We start from the raw sequence: 21246 nt of genomic DNA, 5'->3' as shown, positions 1-21246 counted from the left end.
ATGGATTTATTGGAATTGAAAGGAGAATATGAAGAAGTCAAATATGAATATTCTAGTTATCTAAAAGAGGTTGTTAGAACTTGCGAATATTTAATTGAAAAAGAAAATATTAAATTAGCTTTTCCTATTTCAAATAGAGTAAAAGAATTAGATTCAATTTTTGAAAAAAATGAAAGTGGAAGATACAGAATAAAATCTTCTATTACAGAGCTTAATGATCTTGTTGGAATTAGAATTGTAGTATTATTTCAAGAAAGCAAATCTAAAATTATTAACTTACTAAAGTCAACTTTCAATTGTATAAAAGAAAAAGAATTTGATATAGGAGTTGATAGGTTTTCTTACTCATCAACTCATTTGATTTTGAAATTATCTGAAGATTGGAATATCCCTCAGTTGCAGATTCATAAAGAAAAAGTTTTTGAAGCTCAAGTAAGAACTTTATCAGAACATATTTGGGCTGAGACGTCACATAGCTTGTTTTATAAAGGAGAGGAAAATATACCAAAAGATATAAGTAGGGATTTATATAGATTATCCGCTGTATTGGAAATTGTAGATGAAAAAATTCAAGGGCTTAAAGAGAAAGTTACGAGTTATGTTGAAACAATAGAAAAGATCAACTATAATGATTTATTGATATTAGATTTGAACCCTTTTACCTTAAGGAGAGTATTATTAAAGTACTTTCCAGATATAGTCAAAAAAATGTCAGAAAAAGATTTTAAGTTATTAAATAGAAAAATAGAAAAAGATTTTGACATCCAACAGGTAAGACTTCTAAATGATATTCTTCAGAAAAAGTATAAGTTTTTTGAAGGTAAAAATATTGAAAATTTGAAAGAATTTTTATTTAAAATAATTAAAAGATAATTAATATGGGAAAATTTGTAATTAAAAAAAGAACTAACGGAGAATTTCAGTTTAACCTGAAAGCGAACAATGGTCAGATTATTTTAACTAGTGAAGGCTATTCAACAAAATCTGCTTGTGAGAATGGTATTGAATCTGTTAGAAAAAACTCTCAAGAAGATTCTAGATATGATAAAAAAGAATCTTCAAATGGTAAATATTATTTCAACCTAAAAGCTGCTAATGGTCAAATTATTGGAACTAGTGAAATGTATGAAAGTACTTCAGGAAGAGATAATGGTATTGAGTCTGTAAAATCAAATGCGCCAAAAGCAGAAGTAGAAGATTTAACTTAAAAATAGCCCAACCCAATTACAGGTTGGGCATCCTTCAACTCAAAAACCAATGATAATTTTCACTACCATTGAGAGCCTTCACAAGACTATTTGAGAAATCAAAAGCATTGACATTTCTCTCTAGAAATGTGTCAATATAACTGCTTTTATTTGCTTGTGTGAATAGATTATACACACTCCAAAGGTTAATATCACCATTATCATTTCTACAAAATGATTCATCTTGGTAATAATCCCTAGCTACCGTTGAAATCTGTCCATCATTAAGCTGTAATTCTGGTATATGTTTCTTTTCTTTTTTAGACAAATAATTATATAACCTAGCCCTGCCAATTAATTGAGCAAATTGGTGTTCCGAAAGAAAGTATTCAGATAAATACTGCATAGACTGAATATGGTTTTCAGGGTGATAACTTTTGAGTATTTGGTTCATTTTTAACCTTAAGGTCTCATAACCATCTACTTTTAACTCACCAGCAAACCCATCACTTGACACACACATATTACAGCATACCAAATTTTGAAAGCCAATAAAAAACTTGAATTTTTCAAAGGTTTTTCTGGAATAAAGGTTTTCTTGGTTATAAGCTCTTACACCTCCAAAAGTCAAAGCAACTTCATTTCCATTAATAGTTTCTGTAATACTAGGTATTTGAACCATAAAAGCCATTCTCTCGTAATAAATAGTCTTTTCGTGGTCTAGAAGTTCCTTTGCAGTTTTATGTATAGCAGATGGAACCCTACCCTTTATTTGGTGTGATACCCTTATTTCTGGAGTAGTAAAATGATGATGAGGAAAAACCTTATTTGCACATTCTTGAGCTATTTCAATAAACTCAGTATGGGCAATTGTACGCTCATTATCCTTACTGAAAACGGGAATGATACAATCTGACTTTAAATGAGAAAGGCTAACCTCAGATGTGTTAGCCTCTATAAATGGTTTTCTTTCATATTTTGGATTACTGATGTTACTCCTATCTGCAACTGACTTATTCTCTATTATGGTAGTAGAATTTTCAGAAGGTTTATTTCTACGAACTGGTATGAGTTGTGCTTCCATTTTTACTGAAATTTTTAGGGTTTAACAATGTGTCTTTAGAAAGGATTTTATCCTTTTGCTGTTTAAAGTCATACTCCAATAATTCACGCCAATCCTTATAATGGATATAAAGCTGTCTGAGCTTTTCTATATCATTACAATTTTTGATATTAGTTCTAGCCTCTTCTAGGTTTGTTCCTGAATTACACCAATCAAGAATTTTCTTTCCTGTAGCAGAATTGATGATAAATTCTGGTTTACCCATAAACAAGCCAGTTCTATCTTTTGACGAAGTTGCAAAATGCTTAATATCAATATCAAATACCAAAGTGAATTCATAATCTGTTCCATCACGCATAACACTCTTTAATCCAACTTTTTCAGGAACGTACTTTCCATCCTTTTGTTGAAGTACATAATCTTGTTTAGTCCTCATAGTGGCAATGATATGAGCTTCTGCCTGAAGTATTTTATTGATAAAAGCATTGAGACGAGGCGTCACCTTGCTCCAATTCGCAAATGAATTCCCAGCGAGTTTAGAATGGAAATCCAAGAGTTCATCCCAGCAATGGGAAATACTATCCAAAATGATAACTTCCATTCCCGCTGTGAGACAATTCTCAATAGCTTGAATATACTTTTCTGGTGTATATGGAGGTTCCAATGTCAGCACATTATAGTTGCCTATATGGGCGTATAAGTCTGCTGAACCATTCTCTGTGTCTACAATAGCTACTTTAGTCAAATCCTTATTGGTAAGTCCTTGAGCTAAAAGCAAACTACTGTAAGTTTTGCCTGAACCTGCACTTCCTTGAAGAGCTAGTTTAATCTTGGCTTTTTTACGTTCTGATTGTCTTAATTGCATAATTTTTAAGTTTTAAAATGAATAATTGATTATATAAAATGAAAACACCTTATCCGGTTAGAATAAGGTGCTGGTAAATGATTTAAGTGTATTGAATTTAAGTGATGACAAAACTGAAAAAATTAGTTTCGTAATAAAAGGTCACTTTGTCACTTTCTAGTTTAAAAGTTCTTTCATTGCTTCATCTATAACTGAATTTTCTAATTCCTTCAAATAGGTTTGTGTAATGGCTAAATTCTGATGGCCCATTGCTTCCGAGATAATATCCGTGGAAACTCCTTTTTGCTTGAGGTTTGTAGCAAAACTATGTCTAGCTACATAACTTGTCAATTGCTCATTTATTCCGCATAATTTGGCAATCTCCTTTAGTTGTTTGTTGTATCGACGAAGGGTTTTTGCTTTTCTATTTTCAATTTGGTTGGGAGTCATATCTTCATTAAGAAGTATGGGGAAAATATATGAAGTCAAATTGTTATGTAATTTATAATAATCCAATATTTCCTGAACTGGCTCTAAAATTTGAATGGTAAAAGCCGTCTTGGTTTTTTTCCTTACATAATGGATTTTATCATCTTTGATATTACTCCACTTCAGCATCATCATATCATAAAAATTCATACCACGTGTATAATAACTAAACACAAAATAGTTTCTACTATTAACTAAATGGGGATATTTGTCAATATCTAAATTGACAATTTTTTTTACTGCTTCCGAAGGTATTGCCCTTTTATTATTGGTCTTTTTAAATTTAGATATTTTATAAACAGAAAAAGGGTAACTGTCCTGCTTGGTATAGTTCTTTTTGATTCCATCATTAAATACAGCTCGAATCGCTCTCATTTTAGCAGCTATACCACTATCAGAATTTCCATTTCCTCTTAACCAGACCTCATATTTTTTTAAAAGTTTAGGCGTAACTTCTTTAAATGACATATCAGATCCATTCAAAAATTTACTAAAACTTCTCTTAGAGTCGTTAAAATATCTAGCATTTCCAATTCTATTAGAGGATTGCAATTCATTAATATATTCCTGAAAAGCCTCTAAAAAAGTAAGTTTCTTATCAAGCTTGTATTCAAAAAACCTATCATAAAATTCGTTTAATGAAATATCATCACCTTCAGCTAGGGCATCAGTAAAAATTTTTTCAGCTCGAGTTTTAATATCTGTTAGAGTAGAATTAAATTGTTGATAATTTGGGTAGTTTTTTCTAAATTCGGACTTGGCTGTATTCCATTGTGAGAGCTCTGAAGAAAGGTTTAAGGAAATAAATTTAGATTTTCTATCTTTAGTTGCCCTTAAAAATATAGGGTAGGAGCCATCAGTTAAGGGTTTTGATCTTTGAATAATTTTGATTGATGCCATTCTGTGAGTATTTGACTTGGGTACAACATAGGTACAACAAATTTATGTAAAATAAGAAATAAAAGGAAAAAATAATTTAGCTATAACAACATAAAAATTTGATTATCAAAACTTAAGAAAACAAATGAAAACATATATAAAATTGTTTTCTCTGACTGTTAATCAGAGGGTCACTGGTTCGAGCCCAGTCTGAGGAGCAAAAAGCCTTACAGAAATGTAAGGCTTTTTTGTTTTATAATTGAATAATACTAAAGAGCTTATTTCCTCTCACTCTTAACACTCTTTTATCACTCATAAAATTTATATGCAATCAACTTTTTATAATTTTGTCGAGTTCTATAAAATAGTTGAATTTTTATGCTTGTTTGGGGAGTATTTATTTTATGTATTTTAATTTTCTTGGCGCTTGATTTAGGGGTTTTCAATCGAAACCCACACGTCATTAGTGTAAAAGAAGCTTCTGTTTGGACAAGCATTTGGGTAGGACTTTCCTTTTTATTTTCTGGGGTCGTCTATTGGTTATACAGCACAGGTAAAATAGACAATGTCGATAACCTACAGCCTACAGAAGCCGTTATGAAATACATTACGGGTTATTTGATAGAACTTTCTTTAAGCATCGACAATATCTTTGTAATCGCTGTTATTTTTAGTTCTTTTCATATCCCGCAAAAATACCAACACCGTGTTTTGTTTTGGGGAATTTTGGGTGCGATCGTTTTTAGGGCACTCATGATCTTCTTCGGGATTGTGCTCATCAAAAAGTTTAGTTTTACAACCTATATATTTGGTGCATTTTTAATATTTACTGCTTTAAAAATGCTCTTTTCGAAGGAAGAAAAATTTAACCCTAAAAAATCTTTTGTTTATAGAAACCTCAGGAAGGTGATTCCTATAACTTCTCATATCGAGGGACAAAAGTTTTTTGTGCAGTTACGCCATATTAAAGCAGCAACACCCTTATTTATTGCATTGGTTGTGATCGAGTTTACCGATATTCTTTTTGCACTCGATAGTGTTCCTGCTATTTTAGCCATTACTTCCGATCCGTTTTTGGTGTTTAGTTCTAATATTTTTGCCATTTTAGGCTTGCGTTCGATGTACTTTTTCTTGGCCAACATGCTCAATAAATTCAGCTATTTAAAGTACAGTTTGGTCGCCATCTTAATATTTGTGGGGATAAAACTGATTCTTGTTCATCATTATAAGTTTCCAGAATGGCTCTCTTTAGGTTTTATTTTGATAGCTCTACTAGGAGGAATATTGGTTTCGTTAAATAGAGCAAAAGAAGAAGGTTAAATATTTATTTAAATAAATACGAGGGATGTCATGAACTTGTATTTTTGTTCCGTGAAAAAGTTTTTCAATCTACTTTACGCTTCACTGCTTATTAGCTTATATGCTTTTGCGATTGGCCTAGCTACGCAAAACCTATATCGTGTTTCTCATGGCGTTTATAACGAAAATAGTGAGCAAAAAGCATATTTTAACACTGGTTCTGTATCCTTATTTGCACATACCACAGAAAGCTATACTTCTGGTGAACATAAAACTTCAGAAACAGCAGATTATAAAATCCCGTTTAACGGAAATATTTTATCTTTTTATAACAAGGAAATTTTACTTGCAGCGATCGATAAGCAATATCGACAAAAGACTCATAACTTCTTAATTGAGTCGCGCAAAAAAGACCTTATTTATCCTTTTCATTACTTCTGGTAAGTTGTTGGTGACATTTTATCTGGGTTGAGCTAAGTTAAGCCCAACCGAAACAATTTCAATAACTTAAAATTTTAAAAAATGGATTTAGGAAGTATCCTTATTGGGGTCATCATGGTTTTGATATGTATTGCTCCGTTTATGCTTATGATGATAAGCAGAAAAAAGAAAGAACAACAAATGTTACAAAATCTACAAAGTATGGTAACACAAGGTCAAGCAGAACTAAGCGAACAAGAAGTTTGCGGAAATTATGCTATTGGTATAGATAAAACTAAGAACAGTTTATTTTTCTACCAAAAAACAGAAGAAGATAGTAAACAAGAGAAAATAGAGCTTTCACAGATAGACCATTGCCAACTTATTCATCAAAAAACATCAAAAAAAGAGGTGATTGAGCAATTGGGGCTAAGCTTTTTCCCGAAAGACAAAAAACAAACGCCAATTCATTGGGTGTTTTATGATATGAATGTCAACACTCATCTAAACGGAGAATTAGCCTCGGTAAAAAAATGGCATCAGATCATTTACACTTGTTTAAAATAACAAAAAAGCCTTACGGAAATGTAAGGCTTTTTAGTTTTTGTTGAAAATAAAGGGTAGGAGTTTTTATGTTTAAATTGTTCTATTAAAAAATTAACCAAACACATTATTTAAATTTTAAGATGAACAAAAGCATACAAAAACATACAAAAACATACAAAAACATATAAATTAAACTATCTCTATGTCATTTCCTTTATAGAAGGTGGTGTCGTAATGGTCACCGAATTAGCCGGAGCTAGAATTTTAGCTCCTTTTTTCGGATCTTCTTTATATAGTTGGGCATCTACTTTATCTATTACTTTATTGGCTTTAATGTGTGGTTATTATTTTGGGGGCTATGCTACTACAAAAGAAAAACTATCTTCAAAAAAAGCGATATTTTTAGTTTTCTTACTAAGTGGTTTGTTGGTTTTATTTTTACCTTCTTTAGGAAGAGCTGTGATGGGAGAAGCTATACAACTTTCCTTTTTTACTGGTATTATCATATCACAACTTATCTTTCTCTTTCCGCCCATTTTTTTAATGGGAATGATGAGCCCGATGATTATATACCAAATTAACAAATCGCCAAAACAAGCAGGAAAATCGGCTGGTAACATTTATGCCATCTCTACCTTTGGCGGTATATTATTTACATTAGTTTTTGGGTTTGTAATCATACCAAATTACGGTATTTCCCTACCTGTAATTATATTGGGAAGTTTGGTTGCTTTTCTTTCACTTCTCTTCTTATTGAATGATAAGATCATTAAACCCGTTGGAATCATTTTATCAATAATACTCCTTTCACAAGTTTGGAATGCTTTTCAAAACTACCAAAACTATTCGCCTTCAACCCAAATAAATGAACGTCTAATTGAATATTCAGAAGGTATATTAGGAGAACTTGCCATTACAGAACAAAAAATGAAAAGTCCAGAAGGAAATTTTTTTAAAGGTTTAATGCTAAAGGTGAATGGCGTAATGCAAAGTCAGGCAGCTTCGAGGTATCCAAAAGCGAGTTTAGTCTATTATGTAAATTTTATAAGAAACTTGGTGGGGCAGTTACCACAAAAAAAAACGGCGTTGATAATTGGTTTGGGAGCAGGTAATGTCTATTCAGATATGAAATTATATGGAATTGATGTAGAAACAGTAGAAATCGATCAGCGCATTTACGATTATGGTGTAAAATACTTTGATATGGAACCTCATCCTGAAAAAAGTCATATCACAGACGGACGGTATTTTATTAATACAACAAATAAGAAATATGACATTATTTTATTAGATGTCATTGTTGGTGAAAATGTGGCAGAACAACTCATTTCTTTAGAAAGTTTTGAAAGACTTTACAATTTGCTTTCGGAAAAAGGTACCCTAATTATGGAACACGGCGGTATAAATGATTTTTCTAAAAATAGATTTGCTCCATCGGTACATAAGACTTTGTCTGAAGCTGGGTTTACTATCTCTATGTTCAACCCAGTTCATTCGAATAAATATAATTATGGTGATGTCACATTTGTAGCAACTAAAAGAGAGCTAGATAAGAATAATATTTTTGTTGCTGGTGATATGTTGCTTAGCGAAGGCCCAATTACTGATTATGAAATTTTCTTGTCAGATTTTGATACTTCTTTAGAGACGCCATTACTTACCGATGATAAAAACAAAACAGATTTATTGTTAAAATCGCATTATATGAATACCAGAGAAAAAAGTAGGAATTGAATCTTTTAATTCTTCCTCAAATCCAAGAAAAACTTTTTTAACAAAACTTCAGCTTCTGTTTCTAAAATACCTTTTGTTACTTCGGTTTTGGGGTGTAAATTGGTTCCCATCGTTCGATAACCACGTTTTAAATCTGCAGCAGCGAAAACCAATCGATTTATTTGGCTCCAGTACAAAGCACCAGCGCACATTTGGCATGGTTCTAACGTAACATACATCGTACAGTCGATGAGGTACTTTCCGCCAAGGTAATTTGCCGCAGCAGTAATAGCTTGCATTTCGGCATGAGCCGTGACATCTTGTAAAACCTCGGTAAGGTTATGGCCTTTGGCAATAATTTTATTCTTACTTACAATTACACAACCTACGGGAATCTCACCTCTTTCAAAAGCATTTTCGGCTTCGATTAAGGCTTTTTTCATAAAATATTCATCATCAAAAGGCTGTAACATCATTAGCTTATATAAAAATGTAGTTTTACCTTTGCAAGATATGCAAACTCTGTTATTAAACCTGATTAACTCGCCAAAAGATTTGCGAAAACTCTCTCGTGAACAACTGCCGCAATTGGCTAAAGAGTTACGCAATTTTATTATCGATATTGTAGCGACTAAAGAAGGTCATCTAGGAGCGAGTTTGGGTGTAGTTGAGCTCACAATAGCTTTGCATTATTATTATCATACTCCCGAAGATTTATTGGTTTGGGATGTTGGTCATCAAGGCTATGGTCATAAAATTTTAACGGGGAGAAGAGCCAATTTTCACACCAATAGGAAGCTCAGCGGGATTAGCGGATTTCCCAAAAGAGATGAGAGCGAATACGATACTTTTGGGGTTGGGCATAGCTCAACTTCTATTTCTGCGGCCCTAGGAATGGCGATTGCTTCCCAACTCCAAGGAAAGCTGAAACGAAATCATATTGCGGTGATTGGAGATGCTTCTATTGCCAGCGGAATGGCTTTTGAAGGTTTGAATCATGCGGGCGTAACCAAAGCCAATTTATTGGTCATCCTCAACGATAATGCGATTGGTATAGACCCAAGTGTGGGCGCGTTAAAAGAGTATTTGCTGAAATCTTCTGTAGGAAAAAAGCTCCACCAAGATAATATTTTTGAGTCTTTAAATTTTCATTATTCCGGACCAATAGACGGGCATGATTTTGAAGCACTTTTTAAGGCTTTTGCAAATTTAGAGCAAGTCGAGGGACCTAAGTTTTTACACGTGGTTACCAAAAAAGGAAAAGGTTTAAAACAAGCCGAAAAAGATCAAGTCACTTACCACGCACCAGGAAAATTTGATAAACTTACTGGAGAACTTCTTAAGAAAGAGAAATCAGTATATACCAAGTTTCAAGACGTTTTTGGTTTGACTTTACTCGAATTAGCACAAAAAAATGATAAAATCATCGGGATTACTCCCGCCATGCCAACAGGAAGTTCGCTTAAATATATGATGCAAGCAATTCCCGAAAGGGCTTTTGACGTTGGAATTGCCGAGCAGCACGCCGTTACATTTTCCGCAGGGATGGCAACCCAAGGATTTACGGTTTTCTGTACCATTTATTCTACGTTTTTACAACGTGCCTACGACCAACTCATTCACGATGTAGCACTACAGAATTTACCTGTGATTTTTTGTGTCGATAGAGCAGGTTTGGTTGGTGAAGACGGCTCGACACATCACGGGACTTTTGATATTGCTTACTTACGTTGTATTCCAAATATGATCATTGCTTGCCCAAGTAACGAGGTCGATTTAAGAAATTTGCTTTACACCGCTTCTTTAGGAATCGATAAGCCCATTGCTATCCGATATCCGCGAGGTTATGGAAGGATTAAAAGTTGGCAAATACCTTTTGAAAAAGTAGAGCTCGGAAAATCAAAATATATTGTAAGAGGAAGCACAATTGCGATTCTTGCTGTAGGGAATTGTGTTGAAGATGCCAAGAACGCTATTTTAGAATTAGAAATAAAGGGCAAAATAAGCATAGTAGATGTAGGTTTTGTCAAGCCTTTGGATGTTGTGTTAATGAAGGAAGTCATCAAAGAACATACGAAGATTATTACTCTGGAAGACGGTTGTATAAAAGGTGGTTTTGCAGACGAATTCAATACATTTGCTCTTCAGCATCTATATGAAGGAAACATCAAAAACTTAGGAGTACCCGACGAATTTGTTTCCCACGGAAGTATTGAAGAACTCAAAGAGTTAGTTGGTATCTCTAAAGAAAAAATTAAAATTATTTTAAAAGAATTGTTATAAAAACAAAAAGCTCGGTTTATCCGAGCTTTTTGTTTTTAAAAAGGGACACTTTATTCTACCATAAGTTTAGTAGTTTGGTTTCCATTTTCGTTTGCGATTTTTATCACATAAACACCTGTATTCAACTTAGAAATGTCGATGGTATTTACCATAGTAGGTTGTAAAGTTGTGTTCACCACTTGTCTTCCGTTCATATCAAAAATAGCAACAGAAGAACTTCCTAGTGCTTGATTTGTTTTTATTTGCACAAAACCTTTTGCTGGGTTAGGGTAAACTTGGAATAATTCTTCTTGTATAGTTGAAGAAGTACCCACACTACAATTTAAAACAGATGCTGGCGGCATATCAAAATTTTCTACTTGATCAAATCGATTTGAACCATTACCTTGATTTGCGTTGTATCCAACACCTCTATTGGCAAATGCTTGCCAAATAATACATTGGTTTGCTCCTCCAGTAGAAGCCATATCTGCCGCTAAAAGAGCGTCTCTACCATCTACAAAACCAGGGTCACATGGGGTCATTTTCAATCCATCTATAACTAATTGTAAGACTTTATTATTTCCTCCATTTCCATTATAAATATCTGGATCATAACCATATTTATCAATATACTTCCAGGTTAGGTCCCATAATATAGTAGCCCAAACAAAGCCAATACCATGTGGCATAGAAAGGTTGGGGTTATTAGTGTCATCATAAGTAAAACCGTTAATAGAAAAATCAGTAGAGTAAGGAGCTGGTCTAATTCCTACTCCGTTTAAACCTTGGTTTTTTGCATAGGTGCCAATACCTCTAGCATCTGTTGCTAAATCACTGGCTTTCATGGTGAGGATAAGCGATAAGAAATCACTCCAACCTTCACCCATTTGCTCATCAGAAAATAGACAAGAAGTATTAGAAGCACCGCCAACTAGCCTTGTAGACAAGCCGTGTCCATATTCGTGAGCTATAACCGTCGCATCTAGCGACCCGTCTTTTACAGTAGGTCCAGGGTTTACGAGTTTAACTTGAATGTTTTCACCACTTTCTAAAGCACTAATAATATTTTCACCTTGAGTTTTGTTTATCATTACCGATGGAATTGTTATCGGGTTTGTAGGGTTTCCTTGCATAGAAAAAGGAGTTCCGTTTACATTGTTAACCATAACAACCGCAACTGCGCCTTCTTCTTGGGCTTTATATACTTTATTGGTAAAATTGCATTCACCTCTTCTTATAATGGCAATTTTTCCGTTTAATACACTTCCATTAATTATGTTATCACATGCATCATAAGCATCTGTAGATGAACCACTAGAATTGTTATCTATTACAATTGATATTTGTGCAATAATGCCAGTAGTAGGAATATTAGGCCCAAATGAAGATTGTTCACCATTATAATTTCCATCGATAGAGCTATTATCATTAATCTCTAATACGTGCGATACAGAATTTGTAGACCAAGTAAACATTTGCATACTTGGGTTTTCTCCGTCTGGAGGAGTTCCAAAAGAAGCATTATCAAATGGACCATAATCTGCAGCATATTGCCCTCTGGCATAGACATGGTCAAGGTTACCGCTTACACCAGTATAGTTTTTTGTTTGAAAATTACCTGAAGCTTCATCAAAACCATATAAAAATAATACATCATGCATAATATTGTTCCAATAAAAAAGATTGGTTACAGAAGTATCGATATAGCCAATAGGGTTCTGGTTTGCGTCAAAAGGGAAATCAAAAGTAAGTGTTGAACCACCATCTATATATGTAAAACCAAAATCTTCAGCATCTCTATTTTCAAATGCATGAACATTATTTCCTTGTGTTGTTGTATAATCATGATCTGTTATTCCGTCTTCATCATGCCAGCCAAAAGGAGAGGCAACTATATTTGCAGGGTTAGAAATTAGTTGTCTTGCTCCATCGTCTGGAGACTCTAATGGTAAGGGAAATACATTATAACTCGCATTGTCAACAATTGTAGTTAGGTTTTTAAATCCAAAAGAATAATCAGTTTGATTTTTATTATGGTAAGAAGCATGCTCACTTTTTTCTTCACCAAAATTGCAGGTATGCATCCAATCATTAAGGAAAATGATTTTTCCTGTTTGTGCGTCTATTACAATATCCCACCAATGTGAATCGTCTTTGTTGAAATAATTAATATTCCACGATAGGGCGACTTTCTCTTCTGTTGGAAAGTAAACTAACTTAGCTTTGATATCTCTAGATGCAAAATTACCTTTATCAAAAATTAGAACATCTCCTTCTTGACTTTTATATATTAATTCGTTCACATTGATCTGAAGTTGTTCTGCGGCACTTCTAATAGCTTCTTTAGCATTTAAAAAGGGTTGCGTTGTTACCGAAGCTAAGTCTACCCCTTTAAAGAAATTATTGTTCGAAAAAACAACACGGTTATTTTTGATAGTAAAGTTGCCAAGGCTTTTGAAAATAGGTATTTGTTCTATTTTTTGATTGACATAGACATGAAATGCTTCTGTACTTTTTGAATAATTATAATTAACTATTTCAATATTTTTTAAATCATCAGAAGAAAATTCCGGATGATTTTCTTGTAAATAATTTTTAATAATTGGAAGTAGGCTTTCTTTTTGTGCTACAGCTTGAAATGCACTAAAAAAGAAAAAAATAAGTAGACATTTTAAAGGAAAATGTTTCATTTTAATTTTTTTGAAGTTGCAAAATAGTGATTTTTATTGACTTATACCCCTTGCAGTTGTTTATAAATCTCAATTGCCTTGCTATCACTTAAAGAGGCTACGTAACTACTTACGCAAAGTAACCATTGGTAGGTTGTAAAACTTTCGTGAAATTTTACTTTTTCCTCGATATAGCTTTTGTAAATAAGTCGGTCAATACTTAGTAAACTTTCATTGGAATAATTTTTTTCAATAATTCTACAAAAATTATCCAGTAAAGTATGAATCACCTGGTAGCCCGTAATTTCTTTTTGCATCACTTCTTGACTAAAGTAAATATTATCGACAGAAATCTTGATGATGTCTTCTATTTGAGCCTTATAAGAAGAACTGTCTAATAAACTGGTGTTGAACTTTCCCGCTAGAATTTTCTCTTCGTTTTCAATAAAAATAGCTGAAGCCTCTTGTATTAAAGTGTTGATGGAAAGTGCACGCAAATAGCTTAATCTTGCTGCTTTAGTTTTGAGTTCTTGGTATTTTTGGGTGTTGATTTTTTCTTTTACCAATTTGATTAAAAATTCTAAGGCTTTTTCTTCTTCAATGAGCCCAAGATTTATCCCATCTTCAAAATCGATAATGGTATAACAAATATCGTCTGCTGCTTCTACCAAAAAACTTAACGGATGTCTTTTGTAACGAAGATCTTTTTCATCACCAATCTTTATCAAGCCCAATTCTTCGGCGACATCCTTAAAAATATTCTTTTCCGACTGAAAAAATCCATACTTTTTATCATTGATATCTTTGGTAGGTTTATGCGGAAGCGATTCTTTGGGATACTTCATAAACGCACCTAAAGTTGCATAGGTGATCCGCAGCCCGTTTTCACTGGAATTTAGGTTTTCTGTGAGCAGTCTAAAACCATTGGCGTTTCCTTCAAACTTGGTTAAATCGGTATATTCTTTTTCGGTCAGTTGTTCTTTAAAACGTTTTCCTTTTCCGTTTAAAAAAAACTCACCAATTGCTTTTTCACCTGAATGCCCAAAGGGCGGATTTCCGATGTCATGCGCCAAGCAGGCAGCAGCGACAATGGCACCAAAATCACTAAACTGATACCCGTAAGAAGTTTCTAATTGCGGATGTTTTTGTAAAATTTTTTCTCCTACAATTCTTCCGAGTGACCTTCCCACGACCGAAACTTCGAGACTGTGTGTTAGTCTCGTGTGTACAAAATCTTCGTTAGACAGCGGAACCACTTGTGTTTTGTCTTGCAACGACCGAAAAGCCGAAGAAAAAATGATACGATCGTAATCTACTTCAAAACCAAGTCGTGTTTTGTTTTCTTCGCTACGCAAGCGTTTTTTCTGATCTCCGTATTTTTTAAGCGAAAGTAAATTTTCCCAATTCATAACTATTGTTATTTAATTAAAAAGGTCGGCTTAAAAACCGACCTTCCATATAAAGAATTGATTAGTTAAGCTTCACAACTCGTACACTCTTTCTTTTGTTTGAATTTCTGAGCTGCATTCATACTGTGTTGATAATATAAAGATTTTAAGCCCATTTTCCATGCAGTAATATGTATCTTATTGATTTCTTTTACGGGCATTTCTGGGTGTACAATAATATTAAGCGACTGACCTTGGTCGATATAAGGTTGTCTTCCTGCTGCTTGATAAATGATGTTTAACTGATCGATTTCTGAATAGGTTTTAAATACATCTTTTTCTTCATCAGTTAAAAAGTCTAAGTGCTGTACCGATCCATCCATATCCCTAATGCTTCGCCAAACTTCTAAAGTATTTTGTCCTTTGTCTTGCAGTAAAGCTTCTAAATAAGGGTTTTTGATAGTGGTCTTTATTTTTGCAATATCTTTTACGTAAATGTTAGACCAAATAGGCTCGATGCCTTGAGAAACCTGTCCTAAAATAAATGCCGATGAGGTTGTTGGCGCCACAGCATTTAAGGTGGTGTTTCTTCTTCCGTAACCTTTTAAAACTTTTGGTTCGCCAAATTTCTCTGCCAATTCTTTTGAAGCTTTATATGATCTATCCTGAATAGCTTTGAAAATTTCGTGGTTTAAGTTAAAAGCATCTTGGCTTTCAAAAGCAATCATTTTAGACTGCAATAATGAGTGCCAACCTAAAACACCTAAACCTAAGGCGCGGTTTTCTTTCGCAAAATTATAAGCTCTTTCCATAAACAAGAAAGTTTGGCGATCGTCTCTATTTGCCGAATCACGATAAGCTTCCAGTTTTTCAATAAATTCCGTAATCACGGCATCTAAGAAATAAATCATGGTTTCTACCGCATCGGTATCTTTCCATTTGTCATAGTGCAACACATTTATACTAGAAAGCACACAAACAAATGACCAGTTATCATTGGAAGGTAACATAATCTCGGTGCAAAGATTACTGGCGTAAATAGGTAAATCTTTTTCTTTGTAGACTTCTGGTTTCCCATTGTTGGCATTATCGGTAAAGAAAATATACGGATAACCCATTTCAGCACGACTTTGTAATACTTTTGCCCAAAGCGAACGCTTATCTTCGTCGCCAGCAATCATTTCTTGCATCCATTGGCTAGTGACAGTGACACCATGGGTTAAGCCTTGAATAGGATTTCCTTCGGTACCTATCTCTAAAAATTCTTTTACATCTGGATGCTCGATAGGCAGGTATGGAGAAAAACGACCACGACGAACAGAACCTTGACTTACGACATCAACCATAGATTCAAATAATTGCATAATATGCACAGCTCCAGAAGCTTGCCCGTTGTTTTTTACAGGAGCTCCTCTATGGCGAATTTTCCCGAAATAACCTGAAGTCCCGCCACCGAGTTTAGACATCATCCCTACTTCTGATTGGGTGTACAAAATATTACCCATATCATCATCTACATGCGAACCAAAACAGCTAATGGGTAAACCACGTTGTTTCCCAAAGTTAGACCAAACAGGTGATGCTAATGAGAAAAAACCTTGCGACATGTAGTTATAAAACTTGTCAGCATAACCGGGTATTTGCAAAATTTGTTCTGCTCTTTCTGCAATTTCGCGAATGCGAGCTTTAGGAGTTACACCTTCGGTAAGGTAACCTGCAGATAAAAATTTCTGACTAAATTCGTTTAACCATTCAAAACCGCCTTCTTCTTGGTGAGGTTTGTGGGTTAATACTTCTTTTCTTGCTTTTACAAATTCTTGTGTGCTGTCTACTTTTTGTAGATCTGCTTGCTGGTTTAATGTTTTGTTCTCCATAGGTTAGTCAAATAAATCGTCGCTAGTTATACTTTGTGTTCTTTTGCTATAATTGATAGATCGCTTCACGAAGAAGTCTCCGTGTTTGGTCCCTATAATTTCGTCGTCAAACCACTCGGTTTGAGCTAATAATTTTTCATCAATTTCAAATACTTTAGCAATACCAATACTTTCTAAAGATTTGTTGAAACGGTTTTTGATAAACTCATTTACTACTGCTTTAGGAAGGAAATCTAATTCACCTTCTTCAAAAATCCAGTCGATAATTCTACTCTCTGCCGTAAAGGCATCTTCACACATTTGTTGGATCATATAGGTGTAGTTGTCGTCAAACCATTCTGGATGTTCGTCTTGAATAATTTTAATGATATCAATACCAAAATCACCATGAATTTGCTCTTCTTTTGAAGTTGCTTCTACGACATTGGAAATTCCTTTGAGTTGGTTTTTGTATTTATTGAAAGCCATAATGATCAAAAACTGAGAGAACAACGACACATGTTCGATAAACAGCGAGAATAACAAAATAGACTCTGCATATTCTTGGTCGTTTTCGCTTTTAGCGTTTTTAAGTGCAGTTTCTAAATACTGCACACGCTTCATAATCACAGGTTTTCTCTTGAGTTCTTCAAACTCTTTGTTAAGGCCTAAGATTTCTAATAAATGTGAATATGCATCGTGGTGTCTCACCTCACTTTCTGCGAAAGTAGAGCCAACCGAACCAATTTCTGGCTTGGGCATACGATGGTAAATATCACCCCAGAATGATTTTACCGCTACTTCGATTTGTGAAATAGCAAGCATCGTATTTTTGATGGCACTTCTTTCAACATCGTTTAAATTAGATTTGAAATCTTGAATATCGCTAGTGAAATTAAATTCGGTGTGAATCCAATACGAATGTCTTATCGCTGCTACATATTCATATAGTTGCGGGTACTCATAAGGCTTAAGATTGATACGTTTTTCGAAAATGTTGCTTTTTCTACTTTGCGCTTGTTTGTTTCGGTATAAAATATAAGCTTTTGCCACATCAGGAAATTCGCTCATCATCAACCTTTCCTCTACAATGTCTTGTACTTCTTCTACTGTTGGCGTATAATCTTGATCTTCGTTTTTTCGTTGAAGTAATGCGTCATGAACGTTATTGGCAATAAGTTGAGCATCTTCAATTTTTCCATTGCCCACAGCTTTCATCGCTTTAAAAATAGCCTGTGTAATTTTGCTGAGTTCAAAAGTTTTTCGGCTAAAATCTCTCTTTGTAATATGGGTTATCATCATGCGGTTCACTTAAAAATCTACTAGAATTATTTTTGATAAAAAAGAATGTATGTAAAGATGGTAATTTATACCCAAGGTTTTCAGATTGAGCCGTTTTTGTTCTTAACAATCTTATTAACATGATTTTAACTTACTGACTTTAAAAGACTTAAAGATTAAACCTAACAATGCTGATTTTATAGCTAAAGTGAAGAATTATCACTTGTGAGCTGCAAAATTTTAGTGATTTTTAGGTTGTCAAAATTCTTTTTGAAGAAAAAGTTTTTAACTATTTTTTTGAAGGTTTTAATCTTGATTCAGCGATTTCTTCCACCTCTTCATACCACTCTTTTCCAAATTTTTTAATGAGTGCTTCTTTTACAAATTTGTAAATGGGGGTTTGTAATTCTTTGCCTAGCGTACATGCGTCATCACAAATAGGCCAACGATGGTAATTTACCGCCGAAAATTGAGAGTATTTACTTACCCTAACAGGGTATAGTTCACAGGAAATAGGTTTTTTCCAGTCTATTTTTTGATCACGGTAAGCAGCCTCAATCCCACAGAGAGCGATGTTTTCTTTGTTAAAAGTCACGTAAGCACATTCTTTTCCGTCAACAAGTGGCGTTTCGAGTTCGCCCAACTCATTTTCTACGTGTGTTCCTTGTTGTTCGATCGCTGCAATGCCTTCTTTTCTCAAGTAAGGTTTTATAATGGGAAAGATGTCTTTTAATAGTTGTGTTTCTTCTGCTTCGAGCGGAGCTCCGGCTTCGCCCTCTACACAACATGCGCCTTTGCAAGCGGTGAGGTTACAGACAAAATCTTTTTCGAGGATGTCTTCGGAAACTATGGTTTTACCTAACTGAAACATAGCGACAAAGGTAATTATATAATTTTAAGAAAAGTTTGGCTTTGTAATTTTTATCACTCTATTTTGTTAAAATAACTTTGCACGGTTTTTAAAGTGAAAACTCATGGAATTGGATCTTAAACAAATCGTTACCGCCAGTCTTATTTTGTTTGCTGTCATAGATATTATTGGCAGTATACCGATTATTGTGGGTTTACGACAAAAAGTAGGACACATACAAAGCGAAAAAGCTTCTATTGTCGCGGGAATTCTAATGACGGTTTTCTTATTTATAGGAGAAGAAATTTTGGGATTAATAGGTATAGATGTCAACTCTTTTGCGGTGGCAGGTTCTTTTATCCTATTTTTCTTGGCTTTAGAAATGATATTGGGTATTCAACTGTATAAAGACGATGCCCCAGAAACAGCTTCAATCGTGCCATTGGCGTTTCCTTTGGTAGCTGGAGCAGGAACCTTAACGACCTTACTTTCGCTTAGAGCGGAATTTGAAATCGTAAATATTATTATCGCCATTGTGATAAATGTGGTGTTTGTTTATTTGGTGCTTAAATCTTCAGGAAAAATAGAAAGAGTGCTCGGCTCTCAAGGGATTAATGTTATCAGGAAGATTTTTGGAGTGGTTTTATTGGCGATAGCAGTAAAACTTTTTGCCACCAATATACAATCGCTTTTTAATTAATAAAATAATGAAATATCTGATTTACTTTTTGATTATTTCTGCAGCAGCCTTGCTTATCTACAACGCAACTTTACTCGACTTTTCTAACCTTTTTGGGGAAGAAAGCAGTGTAGCTTTAGCTTGTGTATTGGCTTGTTTGTGCGTGATTGTTTTGATGTTTATTTTGTTGGTTTCGAGAACCATAAAACAGAAATATGACGATTTAAATTAATTGTTTTTTTCTTCTAAAGATAACACCTTCTGAATCATCTTATCGTCGTCATTGATGATTTTTTCTTTGACATTGGTACCAAACAATTGCTCGGCAATACTTGCTTTTAGGTACTTTTTTAGTAAAGGTTTATAGTTTCTAAAACTAAAATCTACTTCGGCATCTTTCAAGTAATCGATAAAATCGACTACGATATTGTCAGTGACATCAAAATTCTCATCAAAATCTTCTAAAGTCATGGCGTTGTAATAACTTCTGTCGCGTTCCAGTTCTTCAAAAATAAAACGATCAATGACGCCAATGCGAAGCATGTAAATGAGACTCTCTTTCTCGTAGTTGAGATCTTTAGGAACAAAAATATCGGGGATAATTCCGCCACCGCCATACACAATCTTGCCTTTTGGAGTTTGATAGCTCAAGCTATCATTTACCGAAATGCTGTCTTTATGTTGTAATTCGCCATTTTTATAACGCTTTTCGTATTCGTTAAAATAACTTTTGTCACCGTTTTCGTAGGGGCGTTGTATCGATCTTCCTGTAGGCGTATAATAACGAGCCACCGTGAGCCTTACCGCGCTGCCATCACCTAAATCCATCTCGCGTTGTACCAAACCTTTTCCGTAAGAACGACGCCCAATAATGGTGCCGACATCGTTGTCTTGTAAAGCTCCGGCAATGACTTCGCTCGCAGAAGCGGTATTTTCGTTGATTAAGACATACACCTTTGAGTTTTCAAACATTCCGTCATCGGTAGAGAAGGTTTTTTTTATCTGATTGTCTTTGTTTTTGGTAAATAAAATAAGCTGGTCTTCTTTTAAGAAATCGTCAGCTATTTGTGTCGCTTGGTCGAGATATCCACCGCCGTTATCACGCAAGTCTAAAACAATATTTTTAGCGTTTTTGCTTTTTAGCGCTTTCGCGGATTTTTGGAACTCTTCGTAGGTCGTTTCTGCAAATCGATTGATTTTGATATAACCCAAATTTTCGTTGAGCATATAAGAAGCCACTACACTTTTTATTGGAATATGACTACGTTTTACAGAAATGTCAAGTAAGTTTTTGCTGTTATTACGAAGCACTTTTAAATCCACGTAAGTGTTTTCTCTACCTTGCAGGATATTTTTAAGCGAGTCGTCTGTGATTTCTTGGCTAAAAAGCGCAATGTTATCGGCATATAAAATACGATCTCCTGCTTTGATGCCGGCTTTTTCGCTTGGGCTATTTTCTAATGCTTTTATCACAGCAATAGTATCATTAAGGCGATAAAACTGAATCCCGATTCCCACAAAATCACCTTTCATATTTCGTGATACATCAGCATATTCGCTCTGCGGAATATAAGTAGAATGCGGATCGAGGTCTTTGAGAATAGAATTTACGGTAACATCTACAATGCTGTCTGTATTCACTTTATCGACGTATTCGTAATCGATATAGTCGATAAGCCGGTTAAGTTTTTCTTTTTTACTGTTGGAAGAATAACTCGCATTGATGTTATCGCGTTGAAAAAAAGTGCCCAAAAAAATTCCGGCAGCGACGGCTGTTCCTATAATCAACGGAAGGTATTTTTGCGGGTATTTTTTCAAGTC

General features: G+C 34.3%; 19 protein-coding genes. 9 read left to right on the top strand and 10 right to left on the bottom strand.

Going from position 1 to position 21246, the window contains the following annotated elements:
• Positions 1-873, top strand: coding sequence for a GTP pyrophosphokinase family protein (locus DNG35_RS05570; RefSeq protein WP_111126773.1), 873 nt, complete (start codon positions 1-3; stop codon positions 871-873).
• Between the two features lie 5 nt (positions 874-878).
• The gene (locus tag DNG35_RS05565; protein WP_111126772.1) at positions 879-1208 is read left to right on the top strand and encodes a YegP family protein; all 330 of its coding nucleotides are present in this window, start codon (positions 879-881) and stop codon (positions 1206-1208) included.
• Between the two features lie 34 nt (positions 1209-1242).
• Here DNG35_RS05565 and DNG35_RS05560 read toward each other — a convergent pair whose 3' ends face one another.
• The 3 genes from DNG35_RS05560 to DNG35_RS05550 all read right to left on the bottom strand — a co-directional run bounded on the left by DNG35_RS05560 (position 1243) and on the right by DNG35_RS05550 (position 4483).
• Positions 1243-2271, bottom strand: coding sequence for a DUF3871 family protein (locus tag DNG35_RS05560; RefSeq protein WP_111126771.1), 1029 nt, complete (start codon positions 2269-2271; stop codon positions 1243-1245).
• The gene (locus DNG35_RS05555; RefSeq protein WP_111126770.1) at positions 2243-3115 is read right to left on the bottom strand and encodes an AAA family ATPase; all 873 of its coding nucleotides are present in this window, start codon (positions 3113-3115) and stop codon (positions 2243-2245) included. The genes DNG35_RS05560 and DNG35_RS05555 overlap by 29 nt, the downstream gene beginning before the upstream one ends.
• A gap of 156 nt (positions 3116-3271) precedes the next feature.
• Positions 3272-4483, bottom strand: coding sequence for a site-specific integrase (locus DNG35_RS05550; protein WP_111126769.1), 1212 nt, complete (start codon positions 4481-4483; stop codon positions 3272-3274).
• A gap of 357 nt (positions 4484-4840) precedes the next feature.
• Here DNG35_RS05550 and DNG35_RS05545 point away from each other — a divergent pair, with 357 nt between their 5' ends.
• From DNG35_RS05545 to DNG35_RS05530, 4 genes are all read left to right on the top strand, one after another.
• Entirely contained in the window at positions 4841-5782 is a 942-nt protein-coding gene (locus DNG35_RS05545; protein ID WP_111126768.1) for a TerC family protein, read from the top strand.
• 51 nt (positions 5783-5833) lie between these two features.
• Positions 5834-6205: a hypothetical protein gene (locus DNG35_RS05540; RefSeq protein WP_146228834.1), complete on the top strand. Its 372-nt coding sequence runs from the start codon at positions 5834-5836 to the stop codon at positions 6203-6205.
• 78 nt (positions 6206-6283) lie between these two features.
• On the top strand, positions 6284-6748 hold the full coding sequence (locus tag DNG35_RS05535; protein WP_111126766.1) for a hypothetical protein: 465 nt from the start codon (positions 6284-6286) through the stop codon (positions 6746-6748).
• Positions 6749-6961: 213 nt separating this feature from the next.
• The gene (locus tag DNG35_RS05530; protein ID WP_111126765.1) at positions 6962-8461 is read left to right on the top strand and encodes a fused MFS/spermidine synthase; all 1500 of its coding nucleotides are present in this window, start codon (positions 6962-6964) and stop codon (positions 8459-8461) included.
• A 5-nt stretch (positions 8462-8466) separates the two neighbouring features.
• Here the strand turns inward: DNG35_RS05530 and DNG35_RS05525 are convergent, their stop codons facing one another.
• Complete coding sequence (locus tag DNG35_RS05525; RefSeq protein ID WP_111126764.1) at positions 8467-8913, bottom strand: nucleoside deaminase; 447 nt, start codon at positions 8911-8913, stop codon at positions 8467-8469.
• Between the two features lie 40 nt (positions 8914-8953).
• On the opposite strand from DNG35_RS05525, the gene DNG35_RS05520 reads away from it, so the two are divergent.
• Entirely contained in the window at positions 8954-10723 is a 1770-nt protein-coding gene (locus tag DNG35_RS05520) for a 1-deoxy-D-xylulose-5-phosphate synthase (RefSeq protein WP_111126763.1), read from the top strand.
• Positions 10724-10773: 50 nt separating this feature from the next.
• Here DNG35_RS05520 and DNG35_RS05515 read toward each other — a convergent pair whose 3' ends face one another.
• The 5 genes from DNG35_RS05515 to DNG35_RS05495 all read right to left on the bottom strand — a co-directional run bounded on the left by DNG35_RS05515 (position 10774) and on the right by DNG35_RS05495 (position 18767).
• Entirely contained in the window at positions 10774-13395 is a 2622-nt protein-coding gene (locus DNG35_RS05515) for a T9SS-dependent M36 family metallopeptidase (RefSeq protein ID WP_111126762.1), read from the bottom strand.
• A gap of 41 nt (positions 13396-13436) precedes the next feature.
• The gene (locus DNG35_RS05510) at positions 13437-14783 is read right to left on the bottom strand and encodes a deoxyguanosinetriphosphate triphosphohydrolase (RefSeq protein ID WP_111126761.1); all 1347 of its coding nucleotides are present in this window, start codon (positions 14781-14783) and stop codon (positions 13437-13439) included.
• A 65-nt stretch (positions 14784-14848) separates the two neighbouring features.
• Entirely contained in the window at positions 14849-16636 is a 1788-nt protein-coding gene (locus DNG35_RS05505) for a ribonucleoside-diphosphate reductase subunit alpha (protein ID WP_111126760.1), read from the bottom strand.
• A gap of 3 nt (positions 16637-16639) precedes the next feature.
• Positions 16640-17917, bottom strand: a complete 1278-nt coding sequence (locus DNG35_RS05500; RefSeq protein ID WP_111126759.1) for a ribonucleotide-diphosphate reductase subunit beta — start codon at positions 17915-17917, stop codon at positions 16640-16642.
• 268 nt (positions 17918-18185) lie between these two features.
• Entirely contained in the window at positions 18186-18767 is a 582-nt protein-coding gene (locus DNG35_RS05495; RefSeq protein ID WP_111126758.1) for a DUF3109 family protein, read from the bottom strand.
• Between the two features lie 103 nt (positions 18768-18870).
• Here DNG35_RS05495 and DNG35_RS05490 point away from each other — a divergent pair, with 103 nt between their 5' ends.
• Positions 18871-19446: a MarC family protein gene (locus tag DNG35_RS05490; protein WP_111126757.1), complete on the top strand. Its 576-nt coding sequence runs from the start codon at positions 18871-18873 to the stop codon at positions 19444-19446.
• 7 nt (positions 19447-19453) lie between these two features.
• On the top strand, positions 19454-19657 hold the full coding sequence (locus DNG35_RS05485) for a hypothetical protein (RefSeq protein WP_111126756.1): 204 nt from the start codon (positions 19454-19456) through the stop codon (positions 19655-19657).
• Here DNG35_RS05485 and DNG35_RS05480 read toward each other — a convergent pair.
• On the bottom strand, positions 19654-21243 hold the full coding sequence (locus DNG35_RS05480) for a S41 family peptidase (protein ID WP_111126755.1): 1590 nt from the start codon (positions 21241-21243) through the stop codon (positions 19654-19656). The two genes, DNG35_RS05485 and DNG35_RS05480, sit on opposite strands and share 4 nt — an antisense overlap.
• Positions 21244-21246 lie beyond the last annotated feature (3 nt).

The organism is Mesonia sp. K7 (assembly GCF_003233725.1).
GTDB lineage: Bacteria > Bacteroidota > Bacteroidia > Flavobacteriales > Flavobacteriaceae > Mesonia.
This window is presented reverse-complemented; position numbering and strand designations above follow the sequence as displayed.